This window comes from Streptococcus cristatus AS 1.3089 (assembly GCF_000385925.1).
Lineage (GTDB): Bacteria > Bacillota > Bacilli > Lactobacillales > Streptococcaceae > Streptococcus > Streptococcus cristatus_B.
The window spans coordinates 1,280,519-1,306,833 of sequence record NC_021175.1 but is presented as its reverse complement, the minus strand read 5'-3'; the positions used below and the strand labels follow the sequence as shown (position 1 = coordinate 1,306,833).

General features: G+C 40.3%; 29 protein-coding genes and 2 pseudogenes. 20 read left to right on the top strand and 11 right to left on the bottom strand.

Features of this window, described 5'->3' with window-relative positions; genetic code table 11:
- Positions 1 to 693, top strand: coding sequence for a hypothetical protein (locus tag I872_RS12260; RefSeq protein WP_231913972.1), 693 nt, complete (start codon positions 1 to 3; stop codon positions 691 to 693).
- Positions 694 to 834: 141 nt separating this feature from the next.
- Here the strand turns inward: I872_RS12260 and I872_RS12030 are convergent, their stop codons facing one another.
- The 5 genes from I872_RS12030 to I872_RS06490 form a co-directional block, all read right to left on the bottom strand.
- Positions 835 to 999: a hypothetical protein gene (locus I872_RS12030; RefSeq protein ID WP_167320511.1), complete on the bottom strand. Its 165-nt coding sequence runs from the start codon at positions 997 to 999 to the stop codon at positions 835 to 837.
- A gap of 13 nt (positions 1,000 to 1,012) precedes the next feature.
- A complete protein-coding gene (locus I872_RS06505; RefSeq protein WP_015605344.1) occupies positions 1,013 to 1,507 on the bottom strand; it encodes a hypothetical protein in 495 nt (164 codons plus the stop codon).
- A gap of 12 nt (positions 1,508 to 1,519) precedes the next feature.
- Positions 1,520 to 1,921: a hypothetical protein gene (locus I872_RS06500; protein WP_015605343.1), complete on the bottom strand. Its 402-nt coding sequence runs from the start codon at positions 1,919 to 1,921 to the stop codon at positions 1,520 to 1,522.
- A gap of 315 nt (positions 1,922 to 2,236) precedes the next feature.
- Positions 2,237 to 2,881 carry a recombinase family protein gene (locus I872_RS06495; RefSeq protein ID WP_015605342.1) on the bottom strand — a complete coding sequence of 215 codons (645 nt, stop codon included), beginning with the start codon at positions 2,879 to 2,881 and terminating at the stop codon, positions 2,237 to 2,239.
- A gap of 245 nt (positions 2,882 to 3,126) precedes the next feature.
- Positions 3,127 to 4,419: a DUF6161 domain-containing protein gene (locus I872_RS06490; protein ID WP_015605341.1), complete on the bottom strand. Its 1,293-nt coding sequence runs from the start codon at positions 4,417 to 4,419 to the stop codon at positions 3,127 to 3,129.
- A 591-nt stretch (positions 4,420 to 5,010) separates the two neighbouring features.
- Between I872_RS06490 and I872_RS06485 the strand changes: the two genes are divergently transcribed.
- Positions 5,011 to 5,454 carry a hypothetical protein gene (locus I872_RS06485; protein ID WP_015605340.1) on the top strand — a complete coding sequence of 148 codons (444 nt, stop codon included), beginning with the start codon at positions 5,011 to 5,013 and terminating at the stop codon, positions 5,452 to 5,454.
- Positions 5,455 to 5,936: 482 nt separating this feature from the next.
- Here the strand turns inward: I872_RS06485 and I872_RS06480 are convergent, their stop codons facing one another.
- Entirely contained in the window at positions 5,937 to 6,947 is a 1,011-nt protein-coding gene (locus tag I872_RS06480; protein ID WP_015605339.1) for a hypothetical protein, read from the bottom strand.
- A gap of 128 nt (positions 6,948 to 7,075) precedes the next feature.
- Here I872_RS06480 and I872_RS06475 point away from each other — a divergent pair, with 128 nt between their 5' ends.
- The 15 genes from I872_RS06475 to I872_RS06410 all read left to right on the top strand — a co-directional run bounded on the left by I872_RS06475 (position 7,076) and on the right by I872_RS06410 (position 19,165).
- Positions 7,076 to 7,336, top strand: coding sequence for a hypothetical protein (locus I872_RS06475; RefSeq protein WP_015605338.1), 261 nt, complete (start codon positions 7,076 to 7,078; stop codon positions 7,334 to 7,336).
- 9 nt (positions 7,337 to 7,345) lie between these two features.
- Positions 7,346 to 7,555, top strand: coding sequence for a hypothetical protein (locus tag I872_RS06470; RefSeq protein WP_015605337.1), 210 nt, complete (start codon positions 7,346 to 7,348; stop codon positions 7,553 to 7,555).
- 146 nt (positions 7,556 to 7,701) lie between these two features.
- On the top strand, positions 7,702 to 7,869 hold the full coding sequence (locus I872_RS12025) for a hypothetical protein (protein ID WP_015605336.1): 168 nt from the start codon (positions 7,702 to 7,704) through the stop codon (positions 7,867 to 7,869).
- 2 nt (positions 7,870 to 7,871) lie between these two features.
- Positions 7,872 to 10,091 carry a type IV secretory system conjugative DNA transfer family protein gene (locus tag I872_RS06465; RefSeq protein WP_015605335.1) on the top strand — a complete coding sequence of 740 codons (2,220 nt, stop codon included), beginning with the start codon at positions 7,872 to 7,874 and terminating at the stop codon, positions 10,089 to 10,091.
- A gap of 93 nt (positions 10,092 to 10,184) precedes the next feature.
- Positions 10,185 to 10,988, top strand: coding sequence for a replication-relaxation family protein (locus I872_RS06460; RefSeq protein WP_015605334.1), 804 nt, complete (start codon positions 10,185 to 10,187; stop codon positions 10,986 to 10,988).
- 206 nt (positions 10,989 to 11,194) lie between these two features.
- Entirely contained in the window at positions 11,195 to 12,901 is a 1,707-nt protein-coding gene (locus I872_RS06455) for a recombinase family protein (protein ID WP_015605332.1), read from the top strand.
- Positions 12,902 to 13,079: 178 nt separating this feature from the next.
- Entirely contained in the window at positions 13,080 to 13,607 is a 528-nt protein-coding gene (locus tag I872_RS06450; RefSeq protein WP_015605331.1) for a YqeG family HAD IIIA-type phosphatase, read from the top strand.
- A gap of 2 nt (positions 13,608 to 13,609) precedes the next feature.
- A complete protein-coding gene (gene yqeH / locus I872_RS06445; protein ID WP_015605330.1) occupies positions 13,610 to 14,716 on the top strand; it encodes a ribosome biogenesis GTPase YqeH in 1,107 nt (368 codons plus the stop codon).
- Between the two features lie 99 nt (positions 14,717 to 14,815).
- The gene (gene yhbY / locus I872_RS06440; RefSeq protein WP_015605329.1) at positions 14,816 to 15,127 is read left to right on the top strand and encodes a ribosome assembly RNA-binding protein YhbY; all 312 of its coding nucleotides are present in this window, start codon (positions 14,816 to 14,818) and stop codon (positions 15,125 to 15,127) included.
- 28 nt (positions 15,128 to 15,155) lie between these two features.
- Complete coding sequence (locus I872_RS06435; protein WP_015605328.1) at positions 15,156 to 15,788, top strand: nicotinate-nucleotide adenylyltransferase; 633 nt, start codon at positions 15,156 to 15,158, stop codon at positions 15,786 to 15,788.
- A complete protein-coding gene (yqeK, locus tag I872_RS06430; RefSeq protein WP_015605327.1) occupies positions 15,785 to 16,384 on the top strand; it encodes a bis(5'-nucleosyl)-tetraphosphatase (symmetrical) YqeK in 600 nt (199 codons plus the stop codon). The genes I872_RS06435 and yqeK overlap by 4 nt, the downstream gene beginning before the upstream one ends.
- A complete protein-coding gene (locus I872_RS06425) occupies positions 16,381 to 16,884 on the top strand; it encodes a cysteine hydrolase family protein (protein ID WP_015605326.1) in 504 nt (167 codons plus the stop codon). The genes yqeK and I872_RS06425 overlap by 4 nt, the downstream gene beginning before the upstream one ends.
- Positions 16,885 to 16,893: 9 nt before the next feature.
- Entirely contained in the window at positions 16,894 to 17,259 is a 366-nt protein-coding gene (rsfS, locus tag I872_RS06420; protein WP_015605325.1) for a ribosome silencing factor, read from the top strand.
- A gap of 75 nt (positions 17,260 to 17,334) precedes the next feature.
- The gene (locus I872_RS06415) at positions 17,335 to 18,069 is read left to right on the top strand and encodes a class I SAM-dependent DNA methyltransferase (protein ID WP_015605324.1); all 735 of its coding nucleotides are present in this window, start codon (positions 17,335 to 17,337) and stop codon (positions 18,067 to 18,069) included.
- Position 18,070: 1 nt separating this feature from the next.
- Positions 18,071 to 19,165 carry a nucleotidyltransferase gene (locus I872_RS06410; protein ID WP_015605323.1) on the top strand — a complete coding sequence of 365 codons (1,095 nt, stop codon included), beginning with the start codon at positions 18,071 to 18,073 and terminating at the stop codon, positions 19,163 to 19,165.
- A gap of 349 nt (positions 19,166 to 19,514) precedes the next feature.
- Here I872_RS06410 and I872_RS06405 read toward each other — a convergent pair whose 3' ends face one another.
- From I872_RS06405 to I872_RS06390, 4 genes and pseudogenes are all read right to left on the bottom strand, one after another.
- Positions 19,515 to 19,901 carry a bleomycin resistance protein gene (locus I872_RS06405; protein ID WP_015605322.1) on the bottom strand — a complete coding sequence of 129 codons (387 nt, stop codon included), beginning with the start codon at positions 19,899 to 19,901 and terminating at the stop codon, positions 19,515 to 19,517.
- A gap of 11 nt (positions 19,902 to 19,912) precedes the next feature.
- The gene (locus I872_RS06400; protein WP_015605321.1) at positions 19,913 to 20,740 is read right to left on the bottom strand and encodes an exodeoxyribonuclease III; all 828 of its coding nucleotides are present in this window, start codon (positions 20,738 to 20,740) and stop codon (positions 19,913 to 19,915) included.
- A 221-nt stretch (positions 20,741 to 20,961) separates the two neighbouring features.
- Positions 20,962 to 21,663: pseudogene (gene rsmG / locus I872_RS06395) on the bottom strand (16S rRNA (guanine(527)-N(7))-methyltransferase RsmG); the annotation flags it as partial.
- Positions 21,664 to 21,791: 128 nt separating this feature from the next.
- Positions 21,792 to 22,052: pseudogene (locus I872_RS06390) on the bottom strand (MFS transporter); the annotation flags it as partial.
- 170 nt (positions 22,053 to 22,222) lie between these two features.
- On the opposite strand from I872_RS06390, the gene I872_RS06385 reads away from it, so the two are divergent.
- Together I872_RS06385 and htpX are read left to right on the top strand one after the other, a co-directional pair.
- Complete coding sequence (locus I872_RS06385) at positions 22,223 to 22,780, top strand: LemA family protein (RefSeq protein ID WP_015605318.1); 558 nt, start codon at positions 22,223 to 22,225, stop codon at positions 22,778 to 22,780.
- 9 nt (positions 22,781 to 22,789) lie between these two features.
- Positions 22,790 to 23,686, top strand: coding sequence for a zinc metalloprotease HtpX (gene htpX, locus I872_RS06380; protein ID WP_015605317.1), 897 nt, complete (start codon positions 22,790 to 22,792; stop codon positions 23,684 to 23,686).
- Between the two features lie 208 nt (positions 23,687 to 23,894).
- Here htpX and I872_RS06375 read toward each other — a convergent pair whose 3' ends face one another.
- Complete coding sequence (locus I872_RS06375) at positions 23,895 to 25,118, bottom strand: MFS transporter (RefSeq protein WP_015605316.1); 1,224 nt, start codon at positions 25,116 to 25,118, stop codon at positions 23,895 to 23,897.
- Between the two features lie 246 nt (positions 25,119 to 25,364).
- Between I872_RS06375 and rsmH the strand changes: the two genes are divergently transcribed.
- Positions 25,365 to 26,315 carry a 16S rRNA (cytosine(1402)-N(4))-methyltransferase RsmH gene (gene rsmH / locus I872_RS06370; RefSeq protein WP_015605315.1) on the top strand — a complete coding sequence of 317 codons (951 nt, stop codon included), beginning with the start codon at positions 25,365 to 25,367 and terminating at the stop codon, positions 26,313 to 26,315.

The following is a 26,315-nucleotide window of genomic DNA, read 5'->3' as shown; positions in this document are numbered from 1 at the left end:
GTGGAAGAATATTTAAACTTATATCATCAAAAAATGTGGGAGATTGCTTTCGGTCATGTTGAGAAAGTATTTGGCGTTTTTTTCGTCTTTTTGTTGGTTCTATCCATTTTTCCTATCTATATTTCATTTGACTTTTTGGTCAAAAGAAAAAAGCTCGTATTATCACTTACATGTATTCCGTTGTGTTTCATTTTCCTTCTTTGTATGGTTGCGGAGTATGCCTACAGTTATGATAAAATTATGAATCCAGCTTCAATATACAACGATTCTTTAATGGTCGCTTCATTAAAGAATGAAAGAGCTCTACCGATATTTAAGCATGTAGATGAAATCCCCTTAGCTAGTATTGATGGAGAGCTTAAGAGAGAAGATATTTTAGTATTTGCGGCATCTAATCCTACATATTATGATAGTTTATTTGGTGGTATAGCACCTTTTTTAGTAGACGAGTGGAGGGTAGGGACAAATTTTCTAGTTGCTTTAGTAGGCTACGAAGAGAGAAATGGTAAATGGCAATCTGTTGACATTCGCATTGCCCCAGGTGTTGAGGAGAAGGATTTTCAGAAATTTTCTAAGGTTCTTCATATTAAAAAAGGTGAAGCAGAGGGTGCTACCAGTATTATTTATAGACTTCAAAATTTTTATGAATTAAAATTATGGAAAGAAAAAAATGGTCACGGGCCTAAACTGTGAGCATGAATTTTTGTTCCATTTAAAAATAAAGCTTCCCGCTAGATAGTCTGACACTCAGCAGTCTAAAAATAATCTGAGTTCGCATACCTTATAATAATGATAAAAAGCTAAGACAAAACCAGTCTTAGCTTTTAAACTATCTTATTTATCGTCATTTTTCTTCTTTTCGTATTCATCTAGACTGTCATTATATTTTCCTGATATAAATCCAAAGATACCACTAAAAATAAAATTCAGGAAATCTTCAAATTTTCCATAAAAGTAAGCAAGTATGAAAAGCATAACCAATCCAATAATAATTTCCATTATTTTCTCCTATCTAAGATTTTCGTAACTCAATGAGTAACTCCTTAAATTCATCATCTTTCCATAGAGAATAAGAGACTATTCCGCCTATAGAAAAAGAAACTAATACACCTACTAAACTAGAATGTCTCTTTTTTGCTACCAACTTATTTAGCTCATTTGATAACCCCTTAAACAAACCATAAGAAGTATACGACTCAGGATAAAATACCGAACCTACTTCAAAATTTGCTCCATAGTAATTTACTTCACCATTTCCTTTAAATCCAAAGAATAGGAAAGATATAACACAAAGAGCTAAAATCACTAATCTAGGTTTTAATTTCGGATGAATATAATTCATAGTGGTGCTACTTGCCTCGCTTTCTGAGATTGTTTTATTACCTTTAGAGCGTGCTCTTCCAAATGATTGGACCCCCGAAAACTTAGTTGCTACACTCACTATAAGTAGGAACGGTAGGGCTATAATTGCAAAACCAAACACAACCATACTCCAACTATTTTCCATATATTCCTCCATCTATTTAACACGTTTGAACTCAAATGTTATTGAGTTGCTACCAATAGTAATACCATTAGCAGGCTCCGCGTTTTTATCTATGATATTTTCAAAATATAGTGTATTTTGGTCTTCAGAAAGAGTAGCAACTCCATAGATATTAGCGCCATCAATGATTATCTTATCCCCATCTTTTTTCCAAGTTGCATCAAATAGCATTCCACTATCCATAACTAAAGTTCCATCTTCTTTAATTTCCATAGTAGCGTTAAAATGTAACTCATTCATAAGCGTAGATAAGATACTACCGCTTAGCTCATTGCCTGCTAATGAATTTATTATGCTTTTGGCATCTTCTCTTGTGTTTCCTTGGTTAAATATATCTGTAGTCCAAGTACCTACAAATCTTTTTCCGGAGTACAAGCGTTCAAACTTATGAAAGTAAACAAAAGTATCGTAACTTTAGCAATATTTTTGACTATCCCCTCCATAGATCACCTCTTTTTGTTATATCTACAAAAATCCCTGCTACAATAGGGTTTGAGCTTGTTTTAGTGAACGGTCGTCAACTAAAACAATGAAAAATCAAAAAATGCCAACCTGACAGAGCCTCTAAACCTTGTCAAATCAGCATTTTAAATATTTTTTATTGATAACTTTGATTGTTTTAACAAACGACCGTTTACTAAAACTATTGATGAGTTTAATTTACTATTTTTTTAGAGATTTGTCAATAATTTATAGGTTATTTCTTCTATTTATCTGGACACCATTGCGCTTTAGCACATTATATATGGTTGCGGTGGAAATATTCAGCTGATTCGCAATATTTCGCACAGATAATTCTTTTCGTAGGTATTGCTCGATTATTTGTTTTTCGGTATCTTTAGGTAACCCTTTATTTCCTAGTTTTACGCCTCGCTCTTTAGCTTTGCGTAATCCATCTTTTGTGCGTTCAGAAATGGCTTGAAGCTCCCATTCCGCCACATATCCCAGCATTAAGCAAAAGAATTTACCAGTTAAAGAAGCCGTCTCAATATTTTCATGAAGAGATTGAAGGCTAATGCCATGATTGGTTAAATCTTCAATAATAGCGGAGAGGTGAAACATCTTTCTGGTAAGCCTATCCAATTTGTATACGACAAAATTTGTTTTAACCCCTTGTTTAGCATAATTTTTAGCTAATTTTAACGCCTTATCAAGTTTCGGTCGCTCCTGATTTCCGCCCGAATCTTTCTCGATATAGAGCTTGTCGCAAAAGCTGAGTGCTTCTTTTTGAACAGACAAACCCAATTCTTGCCGATTATCTGTTGAGCTAACGCGAGCATAGCCGATAGTTATAGTTTTGATATTTTCTAATTTGTTCTTGTGATGATTTGTCAAAATTTCTCCTTTCTTTACTATTGTAGCAGGGTAGCTATATTTTAGAAGAAAACTTAGATAAAAGAAAAGACTCGCGGTTTTCGCAAGTCTGATAGGTTATGTAATGTTCGTATTGATAGTATATTGTTTAGTGCACGATGTTGCCATGAATTACAAAAAAAGAAAAAACAGTGTGACACCTAATAGTCTAAACAATCTGAGTTTATATATCTTTAAACATTAAAAGACGGCTAAAATAACTATCTCTATTTTATAGTCTTAGAAAGTAAGGCCATTAATGCTTCAGATTCTCCAGAGTTATCTGTCTTAACAAGGCCTGTTTCTGTTTTACTGAATAAAGCATTAAAAATTATCAAGCGTTCTTCCTTGTCTACATCTTTACCATTATAAACTAATGCTTGATAAAATCTTGTTAAAGCTTCTTTTTGTTCATATTCCATTGCCATATGTTGACTTGAAATAATAATCTTAATAATAATTCTAATAAGGTATATCAAAAAAGAAATCAGTGCGACATAGATAAAGGATCGTGAAATAAATGGAATATCTTTTTCCGTTCCTTGTAGATAGTTATGTATGCTAATCAATAAATTACCTGCCGAAAATATCAGTCCAACGATAAAAACTCCAAGACCACCCATCCACCACCTAGTTTTGACTTTGTAATTTTTTGAACGCTCTTTCCATAATCTTTCGGGAACTTCAAGCTGTAGTTTTTTCTCATAGGTATCTTCTAAAATCTTTATAGATGTCTCTTTGTTATTTTGCCATTGTTCAAGATTGTGTTTAAATTCATCTACTTCACGAGAATGTTCTATGAAAATTTCTCTAATTTTTTCATCATTTTTATCAACTAAGTTAGCTGTTTGTTTAAAGTGTTCTTCAGTTTCTTTGGCTATATTGTCTATAGATTCCGAAACAGGCTGGACTAGCTTATTTTGAATATCTTTGATAGGAATTTTGAGTTTAGGTATTTCTCTGTTGAGGACAAACAAAGCAGGCAAATTTCGATATGATTCAGTAGATGAGAGATAGTAACCAATATTGTTCTTATTCTTTTCAATCTCAATATAACTTCTTATAGCATCCAGCAGGTAGTTTGTAGCCCAGCTTTTTAAGTAAAAATCTATAAACAATCTTATACTTACTATATCTTTATCTTTATTGATTGGACTATCAACATCTATTCGATATATTCTTATTTCTGTTGAACCTTCACTTGAATAATCCGAACTGAAATAGTTATATAAGAAATTAGCTATTTCTTGATAATTAAATTCGTCCTTATTCTTGAGAAAATCTTTTAATTGTTCAAATTTTGTCTTCCAATTCGTCCATTCTTCAAGAATAGGAGTTGCTAGATCATTCTCCTCATTTTTTTGTTTCCAGTATTTATAATTAGATTGAATTATAGACTCTAAATCAGAAAATGTTATCTCTGGTTGATCATAATTTAGACTATAGTTACTATTATTAATTTGGAATAAGAAATATTCATCCATAAAATTGGAAATTTGGGCGTTAGTTTTTTTGACCATTCAAACTCCTTGTCTGCTTTATCTTTCTATTAATAAATTGACTCTTAATTAGTATTAGCTAGAAGAATACCTATTTACACTCATTATATCATATTCTATATGTCCTTTGGATTTAAATATTTTAGTATGCTTATGAGCTTTCTCTTGTCCCCAAAATAGTGTTTCTTTGAATTTTAGTGAAAGTTACAAGAAAAAAGCATAGAAAATAGAAAATTAAATTGAAATAAAGATAAAATTTTCATTAGAAAGTAATATATTCAATCTTGACATTACGACAAACTTATGCAATAATTAAATTAAGGAATTCTAGGGGTATATACCATTAAAATATTCCTAGGTTAGAAAACGAGGAAATGCATTATATAAAGATTGCTCTGAGATTTAGATGAAGCCATACATTAAAAATCATTTCTCATGGCAGCGCCTGCTATTTAGTATAGTTAGGCTTGTGGAACTATGAATCTGATTTTGATGTGTGCGCATCTAATTTTGGGGCGCTACTATGTAATGCGTTTCCTCTTTCTTTTATTATTCCTACCGAGTAGTTGTGTCACTTTCTCCACCTCTTTTATTGAGAAGGAGGTGGTTACAATGTTGTTTTTTAGAAAAAGCGACTCTGTATCACACATAGATCAGCTGAGTAGTATCTGCAAAGATGCTTTTGCTCTAGTTGCTGCTTGGCAAAAATCTCCAGAGGCTCTGTATTCTCAATCCATTATCAGGATTCCTTCAATTCTTGAATCCATTTATATGATTTTGCGAAAGAAGTGGGGTTCTTCGGAAAAATTGCTAGATACAACTGGTACGAAGAAACAAAAAGCTATACGACAAGCGTTATTCTTGTCAATTAGTATTATTCTGATTTTGGTGCTTCATCCTCCAAATATTGATTTGCTTTTGATGAGTGTTTTTGAAAAAGCTTATCCAATTTTGGAAGTTCTGATTGAATTGTTTATGAAGAATTCAAATAAAGAACCGCCATGTAAAGGCAGTAAAAAACGGCTACGCAAGGATAAGCGTAACCGTAATAAATAGTTAATCTCACTGGTGGAGATGTGATTCATTTTATAAACTACGGCAATAGTTTATAAAACTACTCGGTTAAAGAACTACTTTCGTTTTTCGGAAGTGGTTTTTTATTTGAGTTACCATTTTATTAAATTGTCAAAAAATTCAGAAAAGCGCAGACGATGTATAAAATTAATCTGCCATACGTAAATAACAGATGTTTCTGTATTCAAACTGAATAAATTTTCAATAAATGATAACCGTTCGATTATAGCAAAAACATTCTAACTTGTCAATATTAAAATTAGACGTTTTTAAAAGATAAAATATCTTTCAGATTCATTATACCACATATTCAAATAAATAAGCAATCTTTTATCTGAATAATTTAGTTAATTTTAAAAAATCTTTATATTTTTTGTCATATACTTTATAGTATCGAAACATTTTTGTAATAAAAATAGCGTATGGATAGTATTTAATTTAAAAATCATCTACACCCAATATTTCTATATCAATAGGTAATCCTTTAACTTTATTTTAAATTTATCTCCCAACTCCCTAAAAAACTCATCATTAGTCTCAATCTCCAAAATCTCAATCAAAGCTTTGGCGGTATCTGTTAAGTGGAAGGCGCTATATTCGAATGTTATTCTTTCGTCAGAATCAGTAGTGAAAGTTAAAACTAGGTTATCATTCTGGAAGCCAGATAGTTCTCCTTTTTCCACAATTATCTCATGTCTACCACCGCCAGAAATTAAACCATATTCAATCAGGCGTGAAACTTCGTTGCCTTTAACGCCATATTTAGTGAACAAATCTAAAAAGTCAGCGTGTGAGATTAAGTAGTGATCAAAAACAGCTTCGCCTGAAAACTCGTCAAAGGAATTGTCATAAAAAGTAAATGGTGCTATTTTTCTGAACAGTTGAAGTTCTTCTTCTGAAAAACGGTTTAAGTCTTGAGTAATTCGCTTCGAATAACCGTTAGCTCGTGACACAAGTTCTTCTAATGGTTTTGAGACAACTTCTGTTTCTTGGCTAAAATCTGGCTCAATATACTGTTGCTGTTTGTTGTGCTGGCAAGCTAATGCATAAAATAAACATTCGGCCAGAAAAAGATAAGGTCGGTCTTGGTGATTTAGCTTGTAAGACTGCTTTAAACCTAATAAAACAGACTTTGACAGATTTTGCGATTCTTCTATTAGTTCAAAAAAATCTTCTAATGTATCAGCCAACAAAAACTTATTTTCTTTATAATTGGTGTCGCTTAGTCGCTTCTCAGCTTGAAAGATGTAGCTGGAAAAGGCTTTTTCTGTTATCTCATCTTGGACGTTCCAGTAAAGGGTTCGTCCTTTATTTTGTCCTGTAAATAATTTATTGAAAGTTGTGTCCGCTAGATATGCCAAAGAGTCTTCGTGTAAGGCAAGTGATAAGCCTACACTAACTTTCTTTCTATCAGACCAAGTCGTTTTATTGGCATGTTTTAAAATAATAGAAAATAGACTAGGAATATCAAACATCAAGCACCTCCGAAATCGGCAAGATTTTAGCACAATTATTGGCAACAAATCACGCTTGGGCTTTTCTATAATAAAGCCATAAGTTAGCTAACTTAAAACAATTATACCAAAATCAAAGGAGAAATCTCATGAATCACATTCAAAAATCAATTCCAAAAGTAGACCTTCCTCAACTTGTTAGCCCCTATCAGTTAGAAGTGGCTAAAACACTAAGTGAAGCGATGGCAGATAATCAAGCTCTGGAGCTTCTCGCTAGCGATATTTTATATAAAGTGGGTAATCTGGCGCTTACTCAGTCTGAAATACTCAAAAATACGCCAGAAGCTAAAGCATATACAGATTATATTCTAAAAGCGTTCACTTATTATGCTACTGAAAAGATGAAATGAGGTAGCTTTATGATGGATTACTTTATAGCTTTTATAATTATCGTTGTTGCCGTATTTCTTTGGGATTGGTTCGAAAAACCAAAACAAGCAAATAAAAAGCACTGTAGCGAAGAAGAAATCGCCCTAGCGGAATTTCTGGAAAAACAGCAAGAAATCAATCAACTTTTCTTGGTTGCAAAATCCGAATTGAGAAAATTCGAAAGAAAACAAAAGCCTTGATTGGACTAGACAAAAGGAAAAATATGTTGAAATATACTACTGTTTCATTGCTTAAAATTCATTCCAATCGCTCTAAAAACTGAAGGCAGCGAAATTTAACTTTTACCTAATTTTCTTGTATAAATAAAGCAGAAAGGAGACCAGCTATGAAAAAACTAATGGCATATATTCTTGGATTTGTTGCTTGTGCTTGGCTTATCAACTGGGCAGTTAAACTTCTAATGGAAGTTTGGCAAGTCTTATTTATAGGAGCTATCCTTATCTTTGTTGGCTGGTTTACCTTTCGGATTATTAAATCTAAAGAATGGAGGTAAAGATGAGACATAAGTTTGAAGCCTTATCTTGGAGCGAATTCAACTGGATGCGCCCGTTTGAGATAGATGATGTGAAATCTATGTTGGGTCAACTGGTGGGGCTAAGTCGGCGCAAAGCGGTTATTTTTGAAATTCGATTATCTAAAAATCGCGTGCGCTATCTGTTAGGAACAGAAGAACAAGACAAGCGACATATCAGCCAACTAATTCAATCGCACCGAGCTATTCAGTTTTCAAGAGCTACAAAGCGTGAAAAAATTTCAGTTGCGCGGTTAGTGAGCATCAAAGAGTCTCACTATGCTTTAAAAACGGACTCTGTAGAAAACATGATACGTTCAAGCCTTGCAATTTCAAAAATACTTCAGCCAGATGAGACAGTGGTTATTCAGTTGGTCATTGGTGTAGGCTCACCACCTCGCCCACAGCCAAAAGACTTGCCGAATTTATCCGCTAAATGGTATCAAGTGATTACAAATAATGTTCCTGAGCTATCTGAAAGCTCCAAGAAGCTTATGCGCCAAAAATTGAATCAATCTACTTTTAAGTGTGAAATTCGTCTTGGTGTCCAATCTCGCAGTATTTTACGAACAAAAGAATTTTTGGACAGCCTACTTAGTAGTTTTCGCATGATGGAATCAAATGCAACCATTGAATTAAAACCGTTAGCTATCCAAAAACTTAATCAAGCACAACCCTCTTGGTCTTTCCCATATAGTTTATCTGTCTCAGACTTAGCCTGTTTCATGCTTTTACCTATTGGGGAAGAAAATATTGCAGGTGTGCCAAATGTTCACCCTAAATTAGTAACTCCGCCTTTGGGCTACAATGTTAGTCGGAAGATTCAGCGAAGTCTGGCGCAAACGGTTGAAAGTCAACCAAGACCAATTCAAATTTCAGCCCAAGCTGGTAAAAAGCACACTGTCTTTATCGGCTCAACAGGTTGTGGGAAAACCACCGCCATGAGTCACTTGATTTTATCAGATATAAAATCTAAACATCATAGTGTAGTTGTGGTAGATGCCAAAGGTCAGCTAACTCATGAACTTTTAGAACGCACACCAGATGAACATGATGAAGATATAGTAGTTATCTCGCCAACCGCCAAACGAATTGTTGGTATAAACCCTTTTGAGCTCACCAAATATGGCATTGAACCCGAAGTTATTGCAGACTATCTGTTGGAGCTATTTAAAGGGCTTTATCCTGAACACTTTGGAATTTACTCGCTGGATATTCTGTCGCATAGTTTTTTAACTCTTGCTAGGATTCCAAACACTTCTTTAGTCATGCTACCGAGCTTACTCACTAACAAGCAGTTTCGCAATAAACTACTGAAAGAGCTGAAAGACCCAATCGGGCTGGAAAGTTTCTGGAACTGGTTTGAGCTACTCAGTGAAGCCCAACGTCACCAGATGTTAAACCCCATTTTGAATAAATTCCGACAGTTTTTGCTTCGCCCGCAACTTCGAGCTATGCTTGGACAAAGTAAACCTAGTTTTAGTTTAGTGGAAATTTTTCAATCTAGAAAGATTGTATTGATTCCCCTTAATAAAGCCGTGATTGGTTCAGAGTCTGCGAGACTAATTGGTAGCCTAATCACTTCCATGCTCTGGATGTTAATTTTGCGCCAATCTTCGGTTGAGCCAAGCAAACGCCAATCGGTCTTTATCTATATTGATGAAACACCGAGTTTCTTAGGAATCCCCAATTCTAACTTAGACGAAGCACTTTCGCAATCTCGCCAATTTAATGTTGGCTGGAATATTGGCTTCCAACACCTCGCCCAGATGTCGCCTCAGCTAAAAGCTGGAATTGAATCCAATGTTGCGAATAAAATTGTTTTTGGCTTGAATCTTGATGAAGCCCGCGAAATGGCAAAATATACTCTGGAGATTGATAAAGAAGATTTTTATAGCTTACCGCTATTTTGGGCATATATTAGAACAGAAGTTTCACCTAATGCTTATCGATGGATTATCGGTAAAACCTACCCACCTAAACCAAAAATTAGAGATAGTCGCATGCCTCTTTTGAATAGCTTGAGCCGATACGGACAAGATATTTCAGAAATTGAAAGTCAATTCGAAAACTACATTTTTGAAAAATCTACTTCAAAAAATGAAAATTCTAACCAGAAATTAACAGATTTAGGGAGGAAAAAGCGTTCCAATCGCTCTTCGGATCGTGTTGATGAAGAAAATTCGTCCGCCTCTGGCAAATAAAGGTTTTCAGGATTTTTACTCACACGACTTACTCCGTAACTAAGCACATTTTGCGGGAGAACACCCTTTAAATTTTAATGGAGAACAAAACAGATGAAATGGAATCAATTAACAAATGAAGATACGCAAATTCTTTACTTTTTGAGTCAAGCAAGATTTGCGACTACCAACCAACTAGCTAGACTCTTTTTCGCAGATAGCGTTCGATTTGAAACCGCTATTCGCCGAGCTAATTTTACCGCGCAAAGTCTCAAACAAGCTGGCCTAATTTCGCACTTGAAACGTAGAATTGGTGGTGTGCGTAGGGGCTCGTCTTCCTATGTCTGGCAAATTACTTTTCAAGGGCTAAAGCTCCTTAAAAGTCAAGATGACAGTATCACCTTACGCTATAAAAATCAATATGAGCCAACTCAGCACCACGTTGAACATACTTTAGCAATTACGGAAATCTTTGTTGAGACACTGGAGACCGTTCGAAATTCAGAAAAGCTATCGCTTGAAACTTTTTCCTTTGAGCCGAACTCTTGGCGAAGCTACCAAAAACTCTCTGGTATTGGAATGACTTTGAAACCAGACGCTTATTTGGAGCTGGTTAATCACGATTACGAAGACCATTATTTTCTGGAAATAGACCGAAGCACCGAAAGCTTATCTAGAATTGTGAACACTTGTAAAAAATATATTGAATATTATCGCTCAGGTATTGAACAGCGACAAAAGGAAGTTTTCCCCTATGTTTTGTGGGTTGTGCCAGATGACAAGCGAAAGCTGGCGATTTCGAAAGCGATTCAAAAAGAACTATATAACTTTTGGGAACTGTTCACTGTAATAACACTTGAAGAATACCCAGATTATATTAAGGGAGGAATAGCTAATGAATCAAAAGAATCAAGATAGAGACTCAAACCAGCCCTCACGCACCGCCGATGAAATTTGTCGAATTGGTCGAACGACTTACTTAATCCGTCACCGTTTTACTGGAAATCGTAATCTTGAAAATGTCCTAGAAAGGTTGATTTTAAGCGATAAATCACTGTTTTAACAGTAGTAAAAATGGTATAATAGAAGTATAAGGTGTGTGAACTCCAAAAGGAGAAAAACACATGAACAGAACTTTGACAATTTCAGATTATAGACAAGTAGATACTTCAAAACTTTCAGATATAACGGTGGTTTATTGTCGCCTAAGTCAAGACGACGGGCTGGACGGAGATAGTAACTCAATTATCAATCAGAAGAAAATTCTGCTTGATGTAGTTACAAAAGAAAATCTCCCTAATCCTATTTTGTTTGTCGATGATGGCTTTAGTGGCACAAATTTTGACCGTCCAGCTATTTTGGAAGCTTTGCGGTTGGTAGAAAATCGGCAAGTTTCAAACTTTATTGTAAAGGATTTGAGCCGTTTGGGTCGGTCTTATATCAAGGTTGGTCAACTAACGGAAATTACTTTTCCGAGCTTTGATGTTCGCTTTATCGCCCTAAATGATGGCGTAGATTCGAATAAGCCTAATGAAACTAACTCAATTTTCTTACCCATCAAGAGTCTAATGGACGAAATGTATGCGGCGGATACTAGCAAGAAAATTCGCGCGGTGGTGCAAGCTAAAGCCAAAGCTGGCGAGCGAGTAACTACTAACCCACCTTACGGCTATCTCAAAGATTCAAACAACCCTAAAAATTGGATTATTGACCCAGTTGCCAGCGAAGTGGTGAAGCGGATTTTTCAGGAAGCGAAAAGCGGAAAAAGTCTTTCAGAAATTTCGAAAGGGTTAGAAAATGACAAAATTTTTAAACCAGACCGCCACCGAATAGAAATCGGTTTGAAGTCTATTTCTTCCAGTCCAAATGTGGAAACTTTGCCTTATTTTTGGACGCGAGAAACCCTAAGCGCTATCTTAGGGCGTGAAGAATATCTTGGACATACTGTCAATCTTCGAACACGGACAAAATCTTATAAAGACAAGCGTAAGGTGGATAACCTGAAGGAGGATTGGTTAGTTTTCAAGAATACACATGAAGCGATTATCGACCAAGAAACTTTCGATATTGTTCAGAAGATGAGGAGCCACAAGCGGTCTAATCAACGGTATAAAAATCGGGCTGGTCATGAAAACTTGTTTGCAGGTTTAGTTTTTTGTGGAACTTGTGGAAGAAAACACTATTTCTGCCCATTTCAAAGTAAAACAGGACTCAATCACGACCATTACAAGTGTTCCGGCTACCGCAAACCGATTGATGGTTGCGAAAATCCACACTACATTCAAAAATCCGCCCTGATTGAGATTGTAAGCGACAAACTTCGTCAAACTATCCACGAGTGCCAATTAGACCAAGAAACCTTTTTGAAGAAGCTAGAACAGCAAAGCCAAGCTCAATTCAGCAAAGATAACAAACGTCAGCGCCAGCAACTCCAAAAAGATGAACACCGTTCTAAAGAGATTGACGGCATCATTCAGAAGCTCTATGAAGATAATCTACTTGGTAAAATTTCAGATGAACGCTTTGTGAAGTTAAGTCAGAGCTATGAAGAAGAACAGAAACAACTTCAAACTTCCATTTCTGACTTAACCGAAAAACTCGCCAAACAACAAGAAGATAGCTTGAATATCTCCAAGTTTATGGTGAGAATTTCTAAATATACAGAGCTACCAGAACTAACCGTTGAAATAGTGAATGAGTTGATTGACAAGATTGTGATTCATAAACCAACTGGCACGAAACGCAATCGTATCATTCAGATTGATATTTACTACAATTTTATTGGGAAATTAAACAACGAAAAAAGCGAGCCAAACAACTTGGCTCGCTAATATTAATCCAAATAACTAAACTGCTGTGTGTCAGGTCGGCTCTTGGGGAGCTGTTTTCATTTGCTTGGAAAATAGAAAAGGGAGAATCTACCAATGGCTCTTGGAAGAAATGGGGTTATAGGTGCCAAAAAGCCTATTTTATGCTATAATAGTGCGAATACGATTTTTGGAGAGAGATGTGGCGATTGAAGATTACATGCCCGACTTTGCGGTCGAGGCGGTTTACGATTTGACAGTAGAGAGTTTGAAAAGACAGGGCATCAAAGCGGTTTTGGTGGATTTGGATAATACCCTGATTGCTTGGAATAATCCTGACGGAACCCCAGAGATGAAGAAATGGCTCCATGATTTGCGGGACGCAGGCATTCGGATTATCGTGGTGTCCAATAACAACCAAAAACGGGTCAAGCGAGCTGTTGAAAAGTTTGAAATTGACTATATCTACTGGGCCATGAAACCCTTCACTTGGGGAATTGATCGGGCGCTCAAGCTTTTTCATTTTGAAAAAAAGGAAGTGGTCATGGTGGGCGATCAGCTCATGACAGATATTCGGGCAGCGCATCGGGCTGGGATTCGCTCGATTTTGGTCAAACCGCTGGTCGAGCACGACTCTATCAAGACTCAGATCAACCGAGCGCGTGAACGCCGTGTGCTCAAGAAAATCACTGAAAAATACGGCCCAATTCAATACAAAAAAGGAATTTAAGCATGGAAGAACTTCTCTGTATCGGCTGCGGAGCCACTATTCAGACAGAAGACAAGAGCCAGCTAGGCTACACGCCTCAGTCGGCCCTAGAAAAAGGCTTGGAGACAGGCGAACTCTATTGCCAGCGCTGTTTCCGCCTGCGCCATTATAATGAAATCAGCGACGTTCAGCTGACGGATGATGACTTTCTGCGACTTCTGCATGAGGTTGGGGATAGCGACGCCTTGGTCGTCAATGTTGTCGATATTTTTGACTTTAATGGCTCGGTCATCCCTGGCCTGCCTCGCTTTGTCGCAGGAAATGACGTGCTCTTAGTCGGGAATAAAAAGGACATTTTACCTAAGTCGGTCAAGGATGGTAAGGTGACCCAATGGCTGACGGAGCGAGCTCACGAAGAAGGTCTGCGTCCAGTTGATGTCATTCTGACCTCAGCTCAAAACAAGCAGGCAATTAAGGATTTGATTGACAAAATCGAGCATTGCCGCAAGGGACGTGATGTGTATGTGGTCGGCGTGACCAATGTGGGTAAGTCCACTTTGATTAACGCCATCATTCAGGAAATCACGGGTGATAAGGATGTCATTACGACTTCGCGCTTCCCCGGAACAACTCTGGACAAAATCGAGATTCCTTTGGCGGACGGCAGTCATATCTATGATACACCGGGCATTATCCATCGTCACCAGATGGCTCATTATCTTTCTGCTAAGAATCTCAAATATGTCAGCCCCAAAAAGGAAATTAAGCCCAAAACCTATCAGCTCAATCCAAATCAAACTCTCTTTTTGGGTGGCCTAGGTCGTTTTGACTTTGTGGCAGGTGACAAGCAGGGTTTTACGGCTTATTTTGACAATGAGCTCAAGCTCCACCGGACCAAGTTGGAAGGTGCCAGTGACTTTTATGACAAGCATGTCGGCAGTCTCTTAGTGCCACCGGTTGGCAAGGAAAAGGAAGAATTTCCAGCCTTGGTCAAACATGAATTTACCATCAAGGACAAGACAGATATCGTCTTCTCTGGTCTGGGTTGGATTCGTGTCAGTGGTCCTGCCCGCGTAGTCGGCTGGGCGCCAGAGGGTGTGGCGGTTGTCACTCGGAAAGCTATCATTTAATTATTTAAAAACCAAGGGAACAAAACCCTTAAAATAAGGAAGGAAAAGGCCATGAGTCAAGGAGGAAAATCCTCACTATCTCAAGCCTTATAGAAAAACATGACACTAACATCAAAACAACGCGCCTTTCTCAACAGTCAGGCACATAGTCTCAAACCTATCATTCAGATTGGGAAAAATGGACTCAACGACCAAATCAAAACCAGCGTCCGTCAGGCTCTGGACGCACGCGAGCTGATTAAGGTCACGCTCTTGCAGAATACGGATGAGAACATCCATGAAGTTGCTGAGATTTTGGAAGAAGAAATCGGAGTGGATACGGTACAGAAGATTGGCCGGATCTTGATTCTCTTCAAGCAGTCCAGCAAGAAGGAAAATCGTAAACTCTCTGTTAAAGTCAAGCAAATTTAAGGAAAAATTTCTGTGGAGATATCAGCCTATGGCTATTGAATTACTGACCCCTTTTACCAAGGTGGAATTAGAACCAGAAGTTAAAGATAAAAAACGCAAGCAGATTGGCATTTTAGGTGGGAATTTCAACCCTGTCCACCATGCTCATTTGGTTGTGGCGGATCAGGTTCGCCAACAGTTGGGCTTGGATCAGGTTTTGCTCATGCCAGAGTACGAGCCACCCCATGTGGACAAGAAAGAGACCATCGATGAAAAGCATCGGCTGAAGATGCTGGAGCTCGCTATCGAGGGTATTGAAGGCCTAGGGATTGAAACCATTGAACTGGAGCGCAAGGGAATTTCCTACACCTACGACACTATGAAGCTGCTGACAGAGCAACATCCAGATACGGACTATTATTTTATCATCGGTGCGGATATGGTGGACTATCTGCCCAAGTGGTACCGCATTGATGAGCTGGTTGAGCTGGTTCAGTTTGTCGGTGTTCAGCGACCGCGCTACAAGGCGGGGACTTCTTACCCTGTCATCTGGGTGGATGTGCCCCTTATGGATATTTCCTCCAGTATGGTAAGGGATTTTTTGGCTCAGGGACGAACCCCTAACTTTCTGCTTCCGCAGCCAGTTTTAGACTATATCGAGAAAGAAGGGCTTTACCGATGACCTATGAAAGCTATATCCGCATGAGCCGTGAGGCCTTGCTGGCTAAGATGGAAACAGTCATGCCCGAGAAACGCCTGCGGCATTGCCTAGGTGTGGAAAAAGCTGCCCGTGAGTTAGCGGAGCGCTTCGGTCTTGACGTCGAAAAAGCGGGTCTGGCAGGACTCCTGCACGACTATGCGAAAAAGGTCTCGGATGAGGAATTTCTGGCCTTGATTGACAAATACCAGCTGGATCCTGACCTGAAAAATTGGGGCAACAATGTCTGGCACGGCATGGTGGGTATTTACAAGATTCAGGAAGACTTAGGGATCGAAGATGCTGAGATTCTGCGAGCTATCGAGATTCATACAGTAGGCAGTGGCACCATGTCTGAGCTGGACAAGGTCGTCTATGTCGCCGACTATATTGAGCACAACCGAGATTTTCCGGGAGTGGATAAGGCCAGAGAGTTAGCCCAGCAGTCGCTCAATCAAGCTGTGGCCTATGAAACAGCAAGGACGGTGGAGCATCTAGCCCATAAGGGGATGCCCATCTATCCGCAGACCTTGGAGACCTACAATGCCTTTGTAGGGTATTTGAAGGAAATAGAAGAATGAAAACAGCTCTAATCATTATAGATGTACAAAATATCTTAGTGGAGACAGGTTTTCAGTCTGATAAAATGATGGATAAAATTTCCTTTCTGCAACATCAAGCTAGGAGTAAAGGTGTCGAAATTATCTATATTCAGCATATTGAAAATCCAGAAGATAGTGAATTGGAAGATTGGCAGCTGTCTCCTCTCTTGAATCGAAAATCAGACGAAAAGGTCTTTCAGAAGAAGTATAATAGTATATTTAAAGAGACTGGTTTAAAAGACTATTTGTATAAAGAAGATATTGGTCGTCTAGTTTTATGTGGAATGCAGACGGAATATTGTGTAGATGCATCGATTAAAGTTGGATTTGAATTTGATTATAAACTTGTTATTCCAGAGGGTGCTTTTACAACTTTTGATGGGGAAGATGCTTCGGCAGAAAAAATAAATACTTTTTATCAAAAAATTTGGGACGGACGTTTTGCGGATGTTCTAGATTACAAAAACATTTTTAATTAAAGAGGAACTATGAAAGAACAAGAATTATTGGAACTGGTCGTGAAGGCGGCCGATGAGAAGCGTGCAGAAAATATTGTGGCTTTGGACTTGCAAGGTCTGACTACTGTGACAGATTATTTTGTTATCGTCAGCTCTATGAACAGCCGTCAGCTGGATGCGGTAGCTGAAAATATCCGTGAGAAAGCTGCTGCGGCTGGTGTTTCTGCTGGCCATGTTGAGGGTGACGCAGCTGGCGGTTGGGTGCTTCTAGACTTGGGTGGCATCGTTGTCCATGTCTTTTCTGAGGAAATGCGGGCGCACTATAATCTTGAAAAACTCTGGCACGAAGCAACTGGTGTGGATGTTGCAGCCTTATTGGAAGAAAAAAACAAGTGATTTTTTGCCCTTAGGCAAGAAAGCAGAATTCGGCTCAGTCAGCCTGCTGGCTGGGCTATTTTTGAAAGGAAAAGTATGGCAACTTATGAAACCTTCGCATCGGTTTACGATGCGATTATGGATGATTCTTTGTATGAGAAGTGGACGGAGTTCAGTCTGCGCCATTTTCCCAAGGATAAGAAAAAGCTGCTGGAGCTGGCCTGTGGTACGGGCATCCAGTCCATTTATTTTAAGAAGGCCGGTTTTGATGTAACGGGGCTGGATCTGAGTCAGGAAATGCTGGAGTTGGCAGAGAAGCGTAGCAGAGAGGCCGGTTTGGATATTCCTTTTATTCAGGGCAATATGCTGGATTTGAGTGGCATCGGTCAATTTGACTTGGTGACTTGTTATTCAGACTCGATTTGCTATATGGAGGACGAAGTGGATGTTGGTCAGGTCTTCGTAGAAGTTTACCAGCATCTAAATGAGGGCGGTCGCTTTATCTTTGACGTGCACTCGATTTACCAGATTGATGAGGTTTTTCCAGGCTATTCTTATCATGAAAATGCTGAAACTTTTGCCATGGTCTGGGATTCCTATGCGGACGAACCGCCTCATTCCATCGTGCATGAGCTGACTTTCTTTGTCCAAGACGAGGATGGGCGCTTCACGCGCCATGATGAGGTGCATGAGGAGCGGACCTATGAGATTCTGACCTATGATATCTTGCTGGAGCAGGCTGGCTTTAAGAATGTCAAGGTTTACGCAGACTTTGAGGACAAGGAGCCAACCGACAAGAGCGCTCGCTGGTTCTTTGTGGCGGAGAAATGAGATGACAGTCACCGGTATTATCGCAGAGTTTAATCCTTTTCATAATGGGCACAAATATCTGCTGGATCAATCTTCTGGCCTGAAAATTATCGCTATGAGCGGCAATTTTGTTCAGCGAGGGGAGCCGGCTATCGTGGACAAGTGGACTCGGGCGCAGATGGCTTTGGAAGCTGGAGCGGATCTGGTTCTCGAGCTACCTTTCTTGATCAGCGTTCAGGCGGCAGACTTTTTCGCTAAGGGGGCAGTAGACATCTTAGAGAGACTGGGCATTGAGCATCTGACTTTTGGAACTGAGGAAGTGTTGGACTATGAGAGTATTTCGAGTGTCTATGGCGAGAAGGCAGAGCAGATGGAGGCTTATCTGGCTGGCTTGCCTGACTCCCTATCTTATCCTCAGAAGACACAGGCCATGTGGCAGGAGTTTGCAGGGCTCAATTTCTCAGGCTCTACTCCCAATCATATCTTGGGCTTGGCCTATGCCAAGGCTGTGGCAGGAAAGGCAATCACGCTTTGTCCCATTCAACGTCAGGGGGCTGGCTATCATTCTTTGGCTGCTAATCAGAAATTCGCCTCCGCAACTGCCCTTCGTCAGAATTTGGATCAGCCAGACTTTCTCAAAAAATTCACCCCAGCCTATCACTTGCTTGACATGGCACCCAAGGTGACCTGGTCAGACCTCTTTCCTTATCTCCGTTACCAGATAGTGACAAGTCCGGATTTGACAGACTTTTATCAGGTCAATCAGGAGTTGGCCGTCAGGATTAGAGAGGCCTTGAAAAGCAGTGAGACCATAGAAGAGCTAGTTGAGCAGGTGGTGACCAAGCGCTATACCAAGGCTCGGGTTCGGCGTCTGCTGACCTATATCCTGGTCGGAGCTAGACAAGAAGAGCTTCCATCAAGAATCCATATCTTAGGCTTTTCCGAGCAGGGGCGCCAGCATTTGGCCAGATTTAAGGGAAAGGTTGAACTCGTCAGCCGTATCGGCAAGGAGCCATGGGATAGTCTGACCCAGCAGGCTGATAAAGTTTATCAGCTGGGCAATCCTGTACTGACGGAGCAGAATTTTGGACGCTTTCCACTAAAAAATCCCCTCTGATAGTATAGATAGATTTGAGAAATTTACTTGTAAATAGAGAGTGGGACAGAAATCGGTAATTCGTTAGAATTCGATTTCGTCGTCCCACCTCCGCACAGTTGAGTAGGGCTGTAAAAGCTGATGAAATCAGCGTAGTAGAGCCCACTCAACCACTGCGTCTTGCTCGACAATCCAAAGACAATTGAGAGAGTTTGAGACAAAAAGATTTCAATTTTTAAAAATCTTAATTATTAAGCCCTTCAAATCTATAATTAAATGCGAAAAGCGAACAAAGCAGAATTCTGATTACCAGAAAACTAGTTTTGTTCGCTTTTTATATTTGAGGTCGGACTTTTGTCCCAGACTCTTCTTATTCACTAAATCGTAGAAAATATCCATCCGGATCCAAAAGCGCAAATTCATGAGGATAAATAAAGCTATCTCCTACGCGAAATTCTCTTTTCGTCAGGGGACGATGGATGGGATAATCAACTTCCTGCAGTTTTTGGTAGAGCTGGGGGACATCCTTAATGCCAAAGGAAATATTGACACCACGGCCGAAAGGATAGGTCAGTTGGTCTAACTCTTCGGCGCTGCCTTCTTCTAACATGAGCTGGCAGTCTTCAAGTGAGAGGAAGAGGAATTTCTCCTCGGGACGCTCGTATTCGACAGAGAATCCCAGCAAGTCGCAGTAGAAGTGGCGTGATTTTTCGATGTCAGAAACCACAAATTCAGGAATGACAGCTTGATAGTCCATCGGATTCCTCCTTAAAGTTCAATTTCCATGACAATCGGTGTATGGTCTTGGCGTGCACCAGAGTCGATCATATCAGACTTGGTTACCTTATCAGCTACGCGGTTGCTGGTCAGCCAGTAGTCGATTCTCCAGCCTGTATTGTTGATTTTAGAGGTCTTGCTGCGTTGCGCCCACCAAGTGTATTGGTTAGGGATATCACCGTGCAAATGGCGGAAGGTATCGGTAAAGCCTTTAGCCAGCAGGTTGGTGAAACCGGCACGCTCTTCATCGGTAAAGCCTGGTGAACGGCGGTTGCTGGCAGGATTGGCCAAGTCGATTTCCTTGTGGGCTACATTGTAATCACCAGTAGCGAGGACTGGTTTTTGTTCATCCAGTGATGCCAAGTATTCAGCGTATTTGACATCCCAGACCTGACGTTCTTCCAAGCGTTTAAGACCATCGCCAGCATTGGGCGTATAGACCTGAGTGACGAAGAAATTGTCAAACTCCAGCGTAATGATGCGACCTTCGACATCCATGGTTGACGGAGCGCCGATTTCAGGGAAAGTTACGATTGGCGTCAGTTCTTTTTTGTAGAGGAACATGGTTCCTGCATAGCCCTTGCGAGCTGGCTCTTGAGACGAGCGCCAAGTATTTTCATAGCCTGGGAAGAGTTCTTCCAAAATCTCAAGATGTTTTTTAGTAGGGCCTTTAGCAGATAGCTTTGTTTCCTGAATAGCGATAATATCTGCATTTTCTGCTTGCAAGGTCTGAAGGACAGCCTGAGAGAGCTTAGCGCGGGCAGAATCACTGGTTAAGGCAGCGTTGAGAGAGTCAATGTTCCAAGAAATGAGTTTCATAAAATGTCCTTTTCTAGTAGAAATTTCCTGAGTTTATTATACCAAAAGATAGAGTTGATTTATAGCAAAGTGATTGTAAGAGGCTTGAAAAGCATGAAAGCTTTTCGAAAATAGTTGGTGTATAAAATTTTAAATACTCGATCATCATAGATGGCATTGCCCAAATTAATGTCTTGGAAGTTATTGACAAGACTGACGAATGTCTTCGTCTTATAATGGTCTTTGTTTGGCATGCCGGCTTTGCGGGGGTATTTATTTGGTGTTTCTTTCTTCTTTTCCACCACTGTGATAAAGCGGGGGTCGCCGTTTGGTAGGGCATAGCTGAGATTGTCTTGGACCTTGCTAAATAGTAGGTTCAAGGCATTTTTGGCTTCGTCCAGTTCTTCTGGAGCATTTGAAGCCTTGAGCGCTAGGAGCTTGCCACCTACTTTTAGATAGGGGATGGTCAGTTCAGATAAAACTTGCATGCGAGCAACCGCACGGGCGGTGACTAAGTCAAATTGAGCCCTAAAAGTCTTGTCCTGAGCGAAGTCTTCTGCGCGGCCGTGGTAGAAGTGAACCTTGTCTAGCTCGAGCTCCTCTGCCAGCAGTTTGAGGAAGTTGATCCGTTTGTTGAGGGAGTCAATGATAGTTACATCCAGCTGAGGGCAGATGATTTTCATGGGGAGGCTGGGAAAGCCTGCACCTGCTCCGATATCCAGTAGCTTAAGCTCTTGATTATCAATCAGGCCTTGCAAAACGGGCGCAATTGAATCATAGAAATGCTTGAGATAGACTTCGTTTTTCTCCGTGATAGCTGTCAGATTGATTTTTTCATTCCATTCGACCAAAAGCTCAAAATAACGCTCAAACTGGTCTTTCTGGGGGTCAGTCAGCTCAATTCCCTGCTGGGCCAAGAGCCGGTAAAATTCTTGCGGTGTCATAGTTTTATCCTTGTTTGTCAGTATTCATTCTATTATATCATAAAACGTGGCAAGGTGTTTCTGACGATTGGATTCTTGTGTCTCCAAGGATTAGATACTGACTTGCCTTGATTTCTATATTTTATTTTCTAGGCAGGTGAAGAAGCTTGCTCTAGTTCTTTGACAGATTTCTGGCGGGACAGCAGATAAGCACCGACGCTGATAGAGATACCGGATAGGATAAAGAGCAGACCGTAGCCTCGGCCGCTACCAGTTCCAAGTATTTTTCCTAGGCTTGTTGCCAGACTCCCTGTTGGAGTGAGCAAGGGCTTGAAAATATGATCTGCAATCCAGCCCATAGAGGCATAGGAGATGACATAGCCCAATTGGGAGATAATTCCAATGGTTCCCCTTTACTGACCATGATGGTTTCTTTTTTGTCAAAATCTATTCGACCGACAGTCGGTCTATTTCCAAGTAAAGAATATTCCTTTTAGGATGAATTGTCAAGAAAGACAGGTCGAGCTTTTTTTGTTATAATAAATGGGATCAAATCATAAGGAGTATCTTTATTATGTCCATGTTTTTTATTATTCTTGCGGTTGTGGCAGTTGTAGCTATTTTCGTGATTTCTGTTTACAATGGTCTTGTTAAAAGCCGTATGCAAACTCAAGAGGCTTGGAGTCAGATTGATGTCCAGCTCAAGCGCCGAAATGACCTGATTCCCAACCTTTTGGAGACGGTTAAAGGTTATGGAAAATATGAGAAATCAACCTTGGAAAATGTTACTCGATTGCGTAACCAAGTAGCTGCTGCCTCATCACCTGCCCAAGCTATGGAGGCTAGTGATGCCCTGACTCGTTCAATTTCTGGTATCTTTGCGGTTGCTGAAAATTACCCAGACCTTAAGGCAAATACAAACTACTTGAAACTTCAGGAAGAGTTGACAAATACAGAAAATAAGATTGCTTATTCTCGTCAGCTTTACAATTCAGTAACCAGCAACTACAATGTCAAAATGGAAACTTTCCCAAGTAATGTCATTGCAGGTATGTTTGGCTTTAAAGCAGCAGATTTCTTGGAGACACCAGAGGAAGAAAAGGCTGTTCCTAAAGTGGATTTTAGCGATTTGGGGTAGGTGGCCACTATGTTGTTTGACCAAATTGCCAGCAATAAAAGGCGTACTTGGGTTCTCCTCGTCGCCTTCTTTGCTCTTTTAGCTTTGATTGGAGCAGCTGTCGGCTATCTTTGGCTCGATTCTCCCTTTGGTGGGATGGCCATTGCCTTTATTATCGGTGGCATTTATGCTGTCAGTATGATTTTTCAGTCCACAGAGATTGTCATGTCGATGAATGGTGCGAGGGAAGTGTCCGAGCAGGAAGCGCCTGAACTCTATCACGTTGTGCAGGATATGGCCATGGTGGCACAGATTCCTATGCCTCGGGTCTACATAGTAGAAGATGCCTCGCCCAATGCCTTTGCGACTGGCTCAAAGCCTGAGAATGCGGCCGTGGCTGCGACAACTGGATTACTTGCTCTCATGAATCGAGAGGAGCTTGAAAGTGTAATGGGGCATGAAGTCAGTCACATTCGCAATTATGATATTCGCATTTCGACAATCGCCGTGGCACTTACAAGTGCTGTCACGATGCTATCTAGCATGGCTGGGCGCATGATGTGGTATGGCGGTGGTGGCCGTCGAAGAAACGATCGGGACAATGACAATGGCTTAGGAATTATTTTGATGATTGTCTCTCTGCTGGCTCTTCTCTTGGCGCCGCTTGCTGCAACATTGGTGCAATTGGCCATTTCCCGTCAACGTGAGTATTTGGCAGACGCTTCAAGTGTTGAGTTGACCCGAAATCCTAAGGGCATGATCAATGCCCTGCTGAAGCTAGACAATAGCCAGCCTATGGAGCACCATGTAGATGATGCTAGTGCAGCGCTCTACATCAATGACCCGAAGAAAAAGGGTGGCTTACAAAAGCTCTTTTATACTCACCCACCAATTTCTGATCGGATAGAAAGATTGAAAAATATGTAAGAGAGAGTGGGACAGAAATCGGTAATTCGTTAGAATTCGATTTCGTCGTCTCACCTCCGCACAGTTGAGTAGGGCTGTAAAAGCTGATGAAATCAGCCTAGTAGAGCCTACTCAACCACTGCGTCTTGCTTGACAATCCAAAGCCAATTGAGAGGCTAGGACAAAAGTCCCAGCCTCTTTTTTGTATGGAATTGTGACGGTTTTTACTCTAGTTGTTTTTGAAGCTGAGCAGAAGGCAGACACCAGCAAGCAGAGAGAAGACCAACCAAGCGCTTCCCATATTCCACAGACCGAGGCTGGTAAAAATCATGCTTCCCAGTGGAATGGAAAAGGTAAAGAGCATGGTAAGAAAGTTGGAGGTTTGGGCCAATACTTCCGCGGGAAGTTTACTCAGCAGCATGCTGTTGATTTTAGGATTGATTTTTCCAGAGATATACATGAGAAAGGTAAGAAAGAAAATTCCTAAGAGAGCAGGAGCTTGGAGTAAATTGCTGAGTCCTAGGAGGAGCAGAGCTAGCGAGCACCAAACGACGAGTCGCATCAGAGAGAGCTTGGAAAAATAATCATTTGAGAAGGCACTGGCGGAGATAATCCCAATCACTGTGCAGGACTCGATAATGAGCAGAGACTGGCTCAGGTTTAGTCCCCAAAATGGGTGATCCAATAAGTAGAGATTGTAGAGTCCCATGATGGAGCCGGCCAATGCGTTTAAGAGGAGGACTTGAAGCAACACTAGCAGGAAGTTTCCGATTTTTTCTTGTTCAAAAATCATTTGGACATTCTGGTAAAGGTCTTTCATTTGTTTTTTGAAAGGAAGCTTTTGCTCTGCAATAGCTGGGGCGTCATGAGTGAGTTTTTGGCGAATCAGATAGAGGGTACTTGAGGAGAGTAGGAAGCAGAGGGCGTTGATGAGGGCGACCATAGCGAAATTCTGCTGGCTGATACTAAGTAGCCAGACACCCAAGGCTTGCCCAGCAAAATTTCCTAAAAAAGTAAGAAGTTGAGTAAAGGAGTAAGCTTCCATCAAATCTTTCTCTTCTATATTTTTCTGTAAGATAGGCATCTGTAGGCCACTGCGATAGTCGCTGATAATATCAGAAAAGATATTGAGAAAGCAGACGGTAGCAAAGGCGAGGTAGGAGGCAGACTTGGTCAGGAGGGCGACTAGGATGAAGAGGAAGGCTTGCAGGTAACCTAGATGAATAAGCCAGCGAGCCTTTTGATGGGTTTTATCAGCTTGCATCCCGACAAAGACTGTGAAAAAGGTAGGGATAAGAACGATAAAGTTGGCAATACCGACTGCAAACTTGGGCTGGGGCATGCTAGAAGCAAATACGATAAAAACGATATTATAGATAGAAGAGCCTAAGATATTAAATATCCGTGACAGACTGATAAAGGCAAATAGTCTATTTCTTAAAGCAAGTTTCATAATAAATCTCCTTTGGGATGTATCAATTTCGGAATGTGAAGGCATTCCAACTCGCAATGCATTGGTAGTTATGATTATAGCAAAATGTGGCATGCCCGCAAGGGCTTTTCGCTGACTGGTAGAGGCTCGTAGGCCAAGTGGTAAATATCTGAAAGTGACTTGCAAAAGCTATAAGTCAACCTATCAAAAACTGACATATTCTTTTAAATTTTTTTTTATACATGAATGTGATATAATAGATAGGATATGACAAAAGAATTTCATCACATTACCGTACTTCTTCATGAAACGATTGACCAGCTTGATGTTCAGCCAGATGGCATCTATGTTGATGCAACCTTGGGCGGAGCTGGTCATAGCGAGTATCTTTTGAGCAAGCTGGGAGACAAGGGGCATTTGTATGCTTTTGACCAGGATCAGACTGCGATTGATAATGCCAAAAAACGTCTGGCTCCCTATATTGAGCGGGGCATGGTGACCTTTATCAAGGATAATTTCCGCAATCTCAAGACTTGTTTGAATGAAGTAGGGGTCGAGAAGATTGATGGAATTTGTTACGACTTGGGCGTATCTAGTCCGCAGCTAGATGAGCGGGAGCGTGGTTTTTCTTATAAGCAGGACGCACCGTTGGATATGCGGATGAATCAAGAAGCTGCCTTGACAGCTTACCAAGTTGTGAATCAATATCCTTACAACGATTTAGTCCGTATTTTTTTCAAATATGGTGAAGATAAGTTTTCCAAGCAGATTGCCCGTAAGATCGAGCAGGCAAGAGAAATCAAGCCTATCGAAACAACAACAGAGCTGGCTGAGATTATTAAATCGGCCAAACCTGCTAAGGAACTGAAGAAAAAAGGTCATCCAGCTAAGCAGATTTTTCAGGCTATTCGGATTGAAGTCAATGACGAGTTGGGAGCGGCTGACGAATCCATTCAGCAGGCCATTGATTTGTTGGCAGTAGGTGGGCGTATTTCAGTGATTACCTTTCATTCGCTGGAAGATCGTCTGACCAAGCAACTGTTTAAAGAAGCTTCAACCGTAGATGTTCCCAAAGGTCTGCCTTTCATTCCAGATGATTTGCAGCCCAAGCTGGAGTTAGTTTCACGCAAACCCATTTTACCAAGCAAAGAAGAATTAGAAGCCAATAATCGCGCCCATTCTGCGAAATTGCGCGTGGCTAGGAAGGTGCATGAGTAA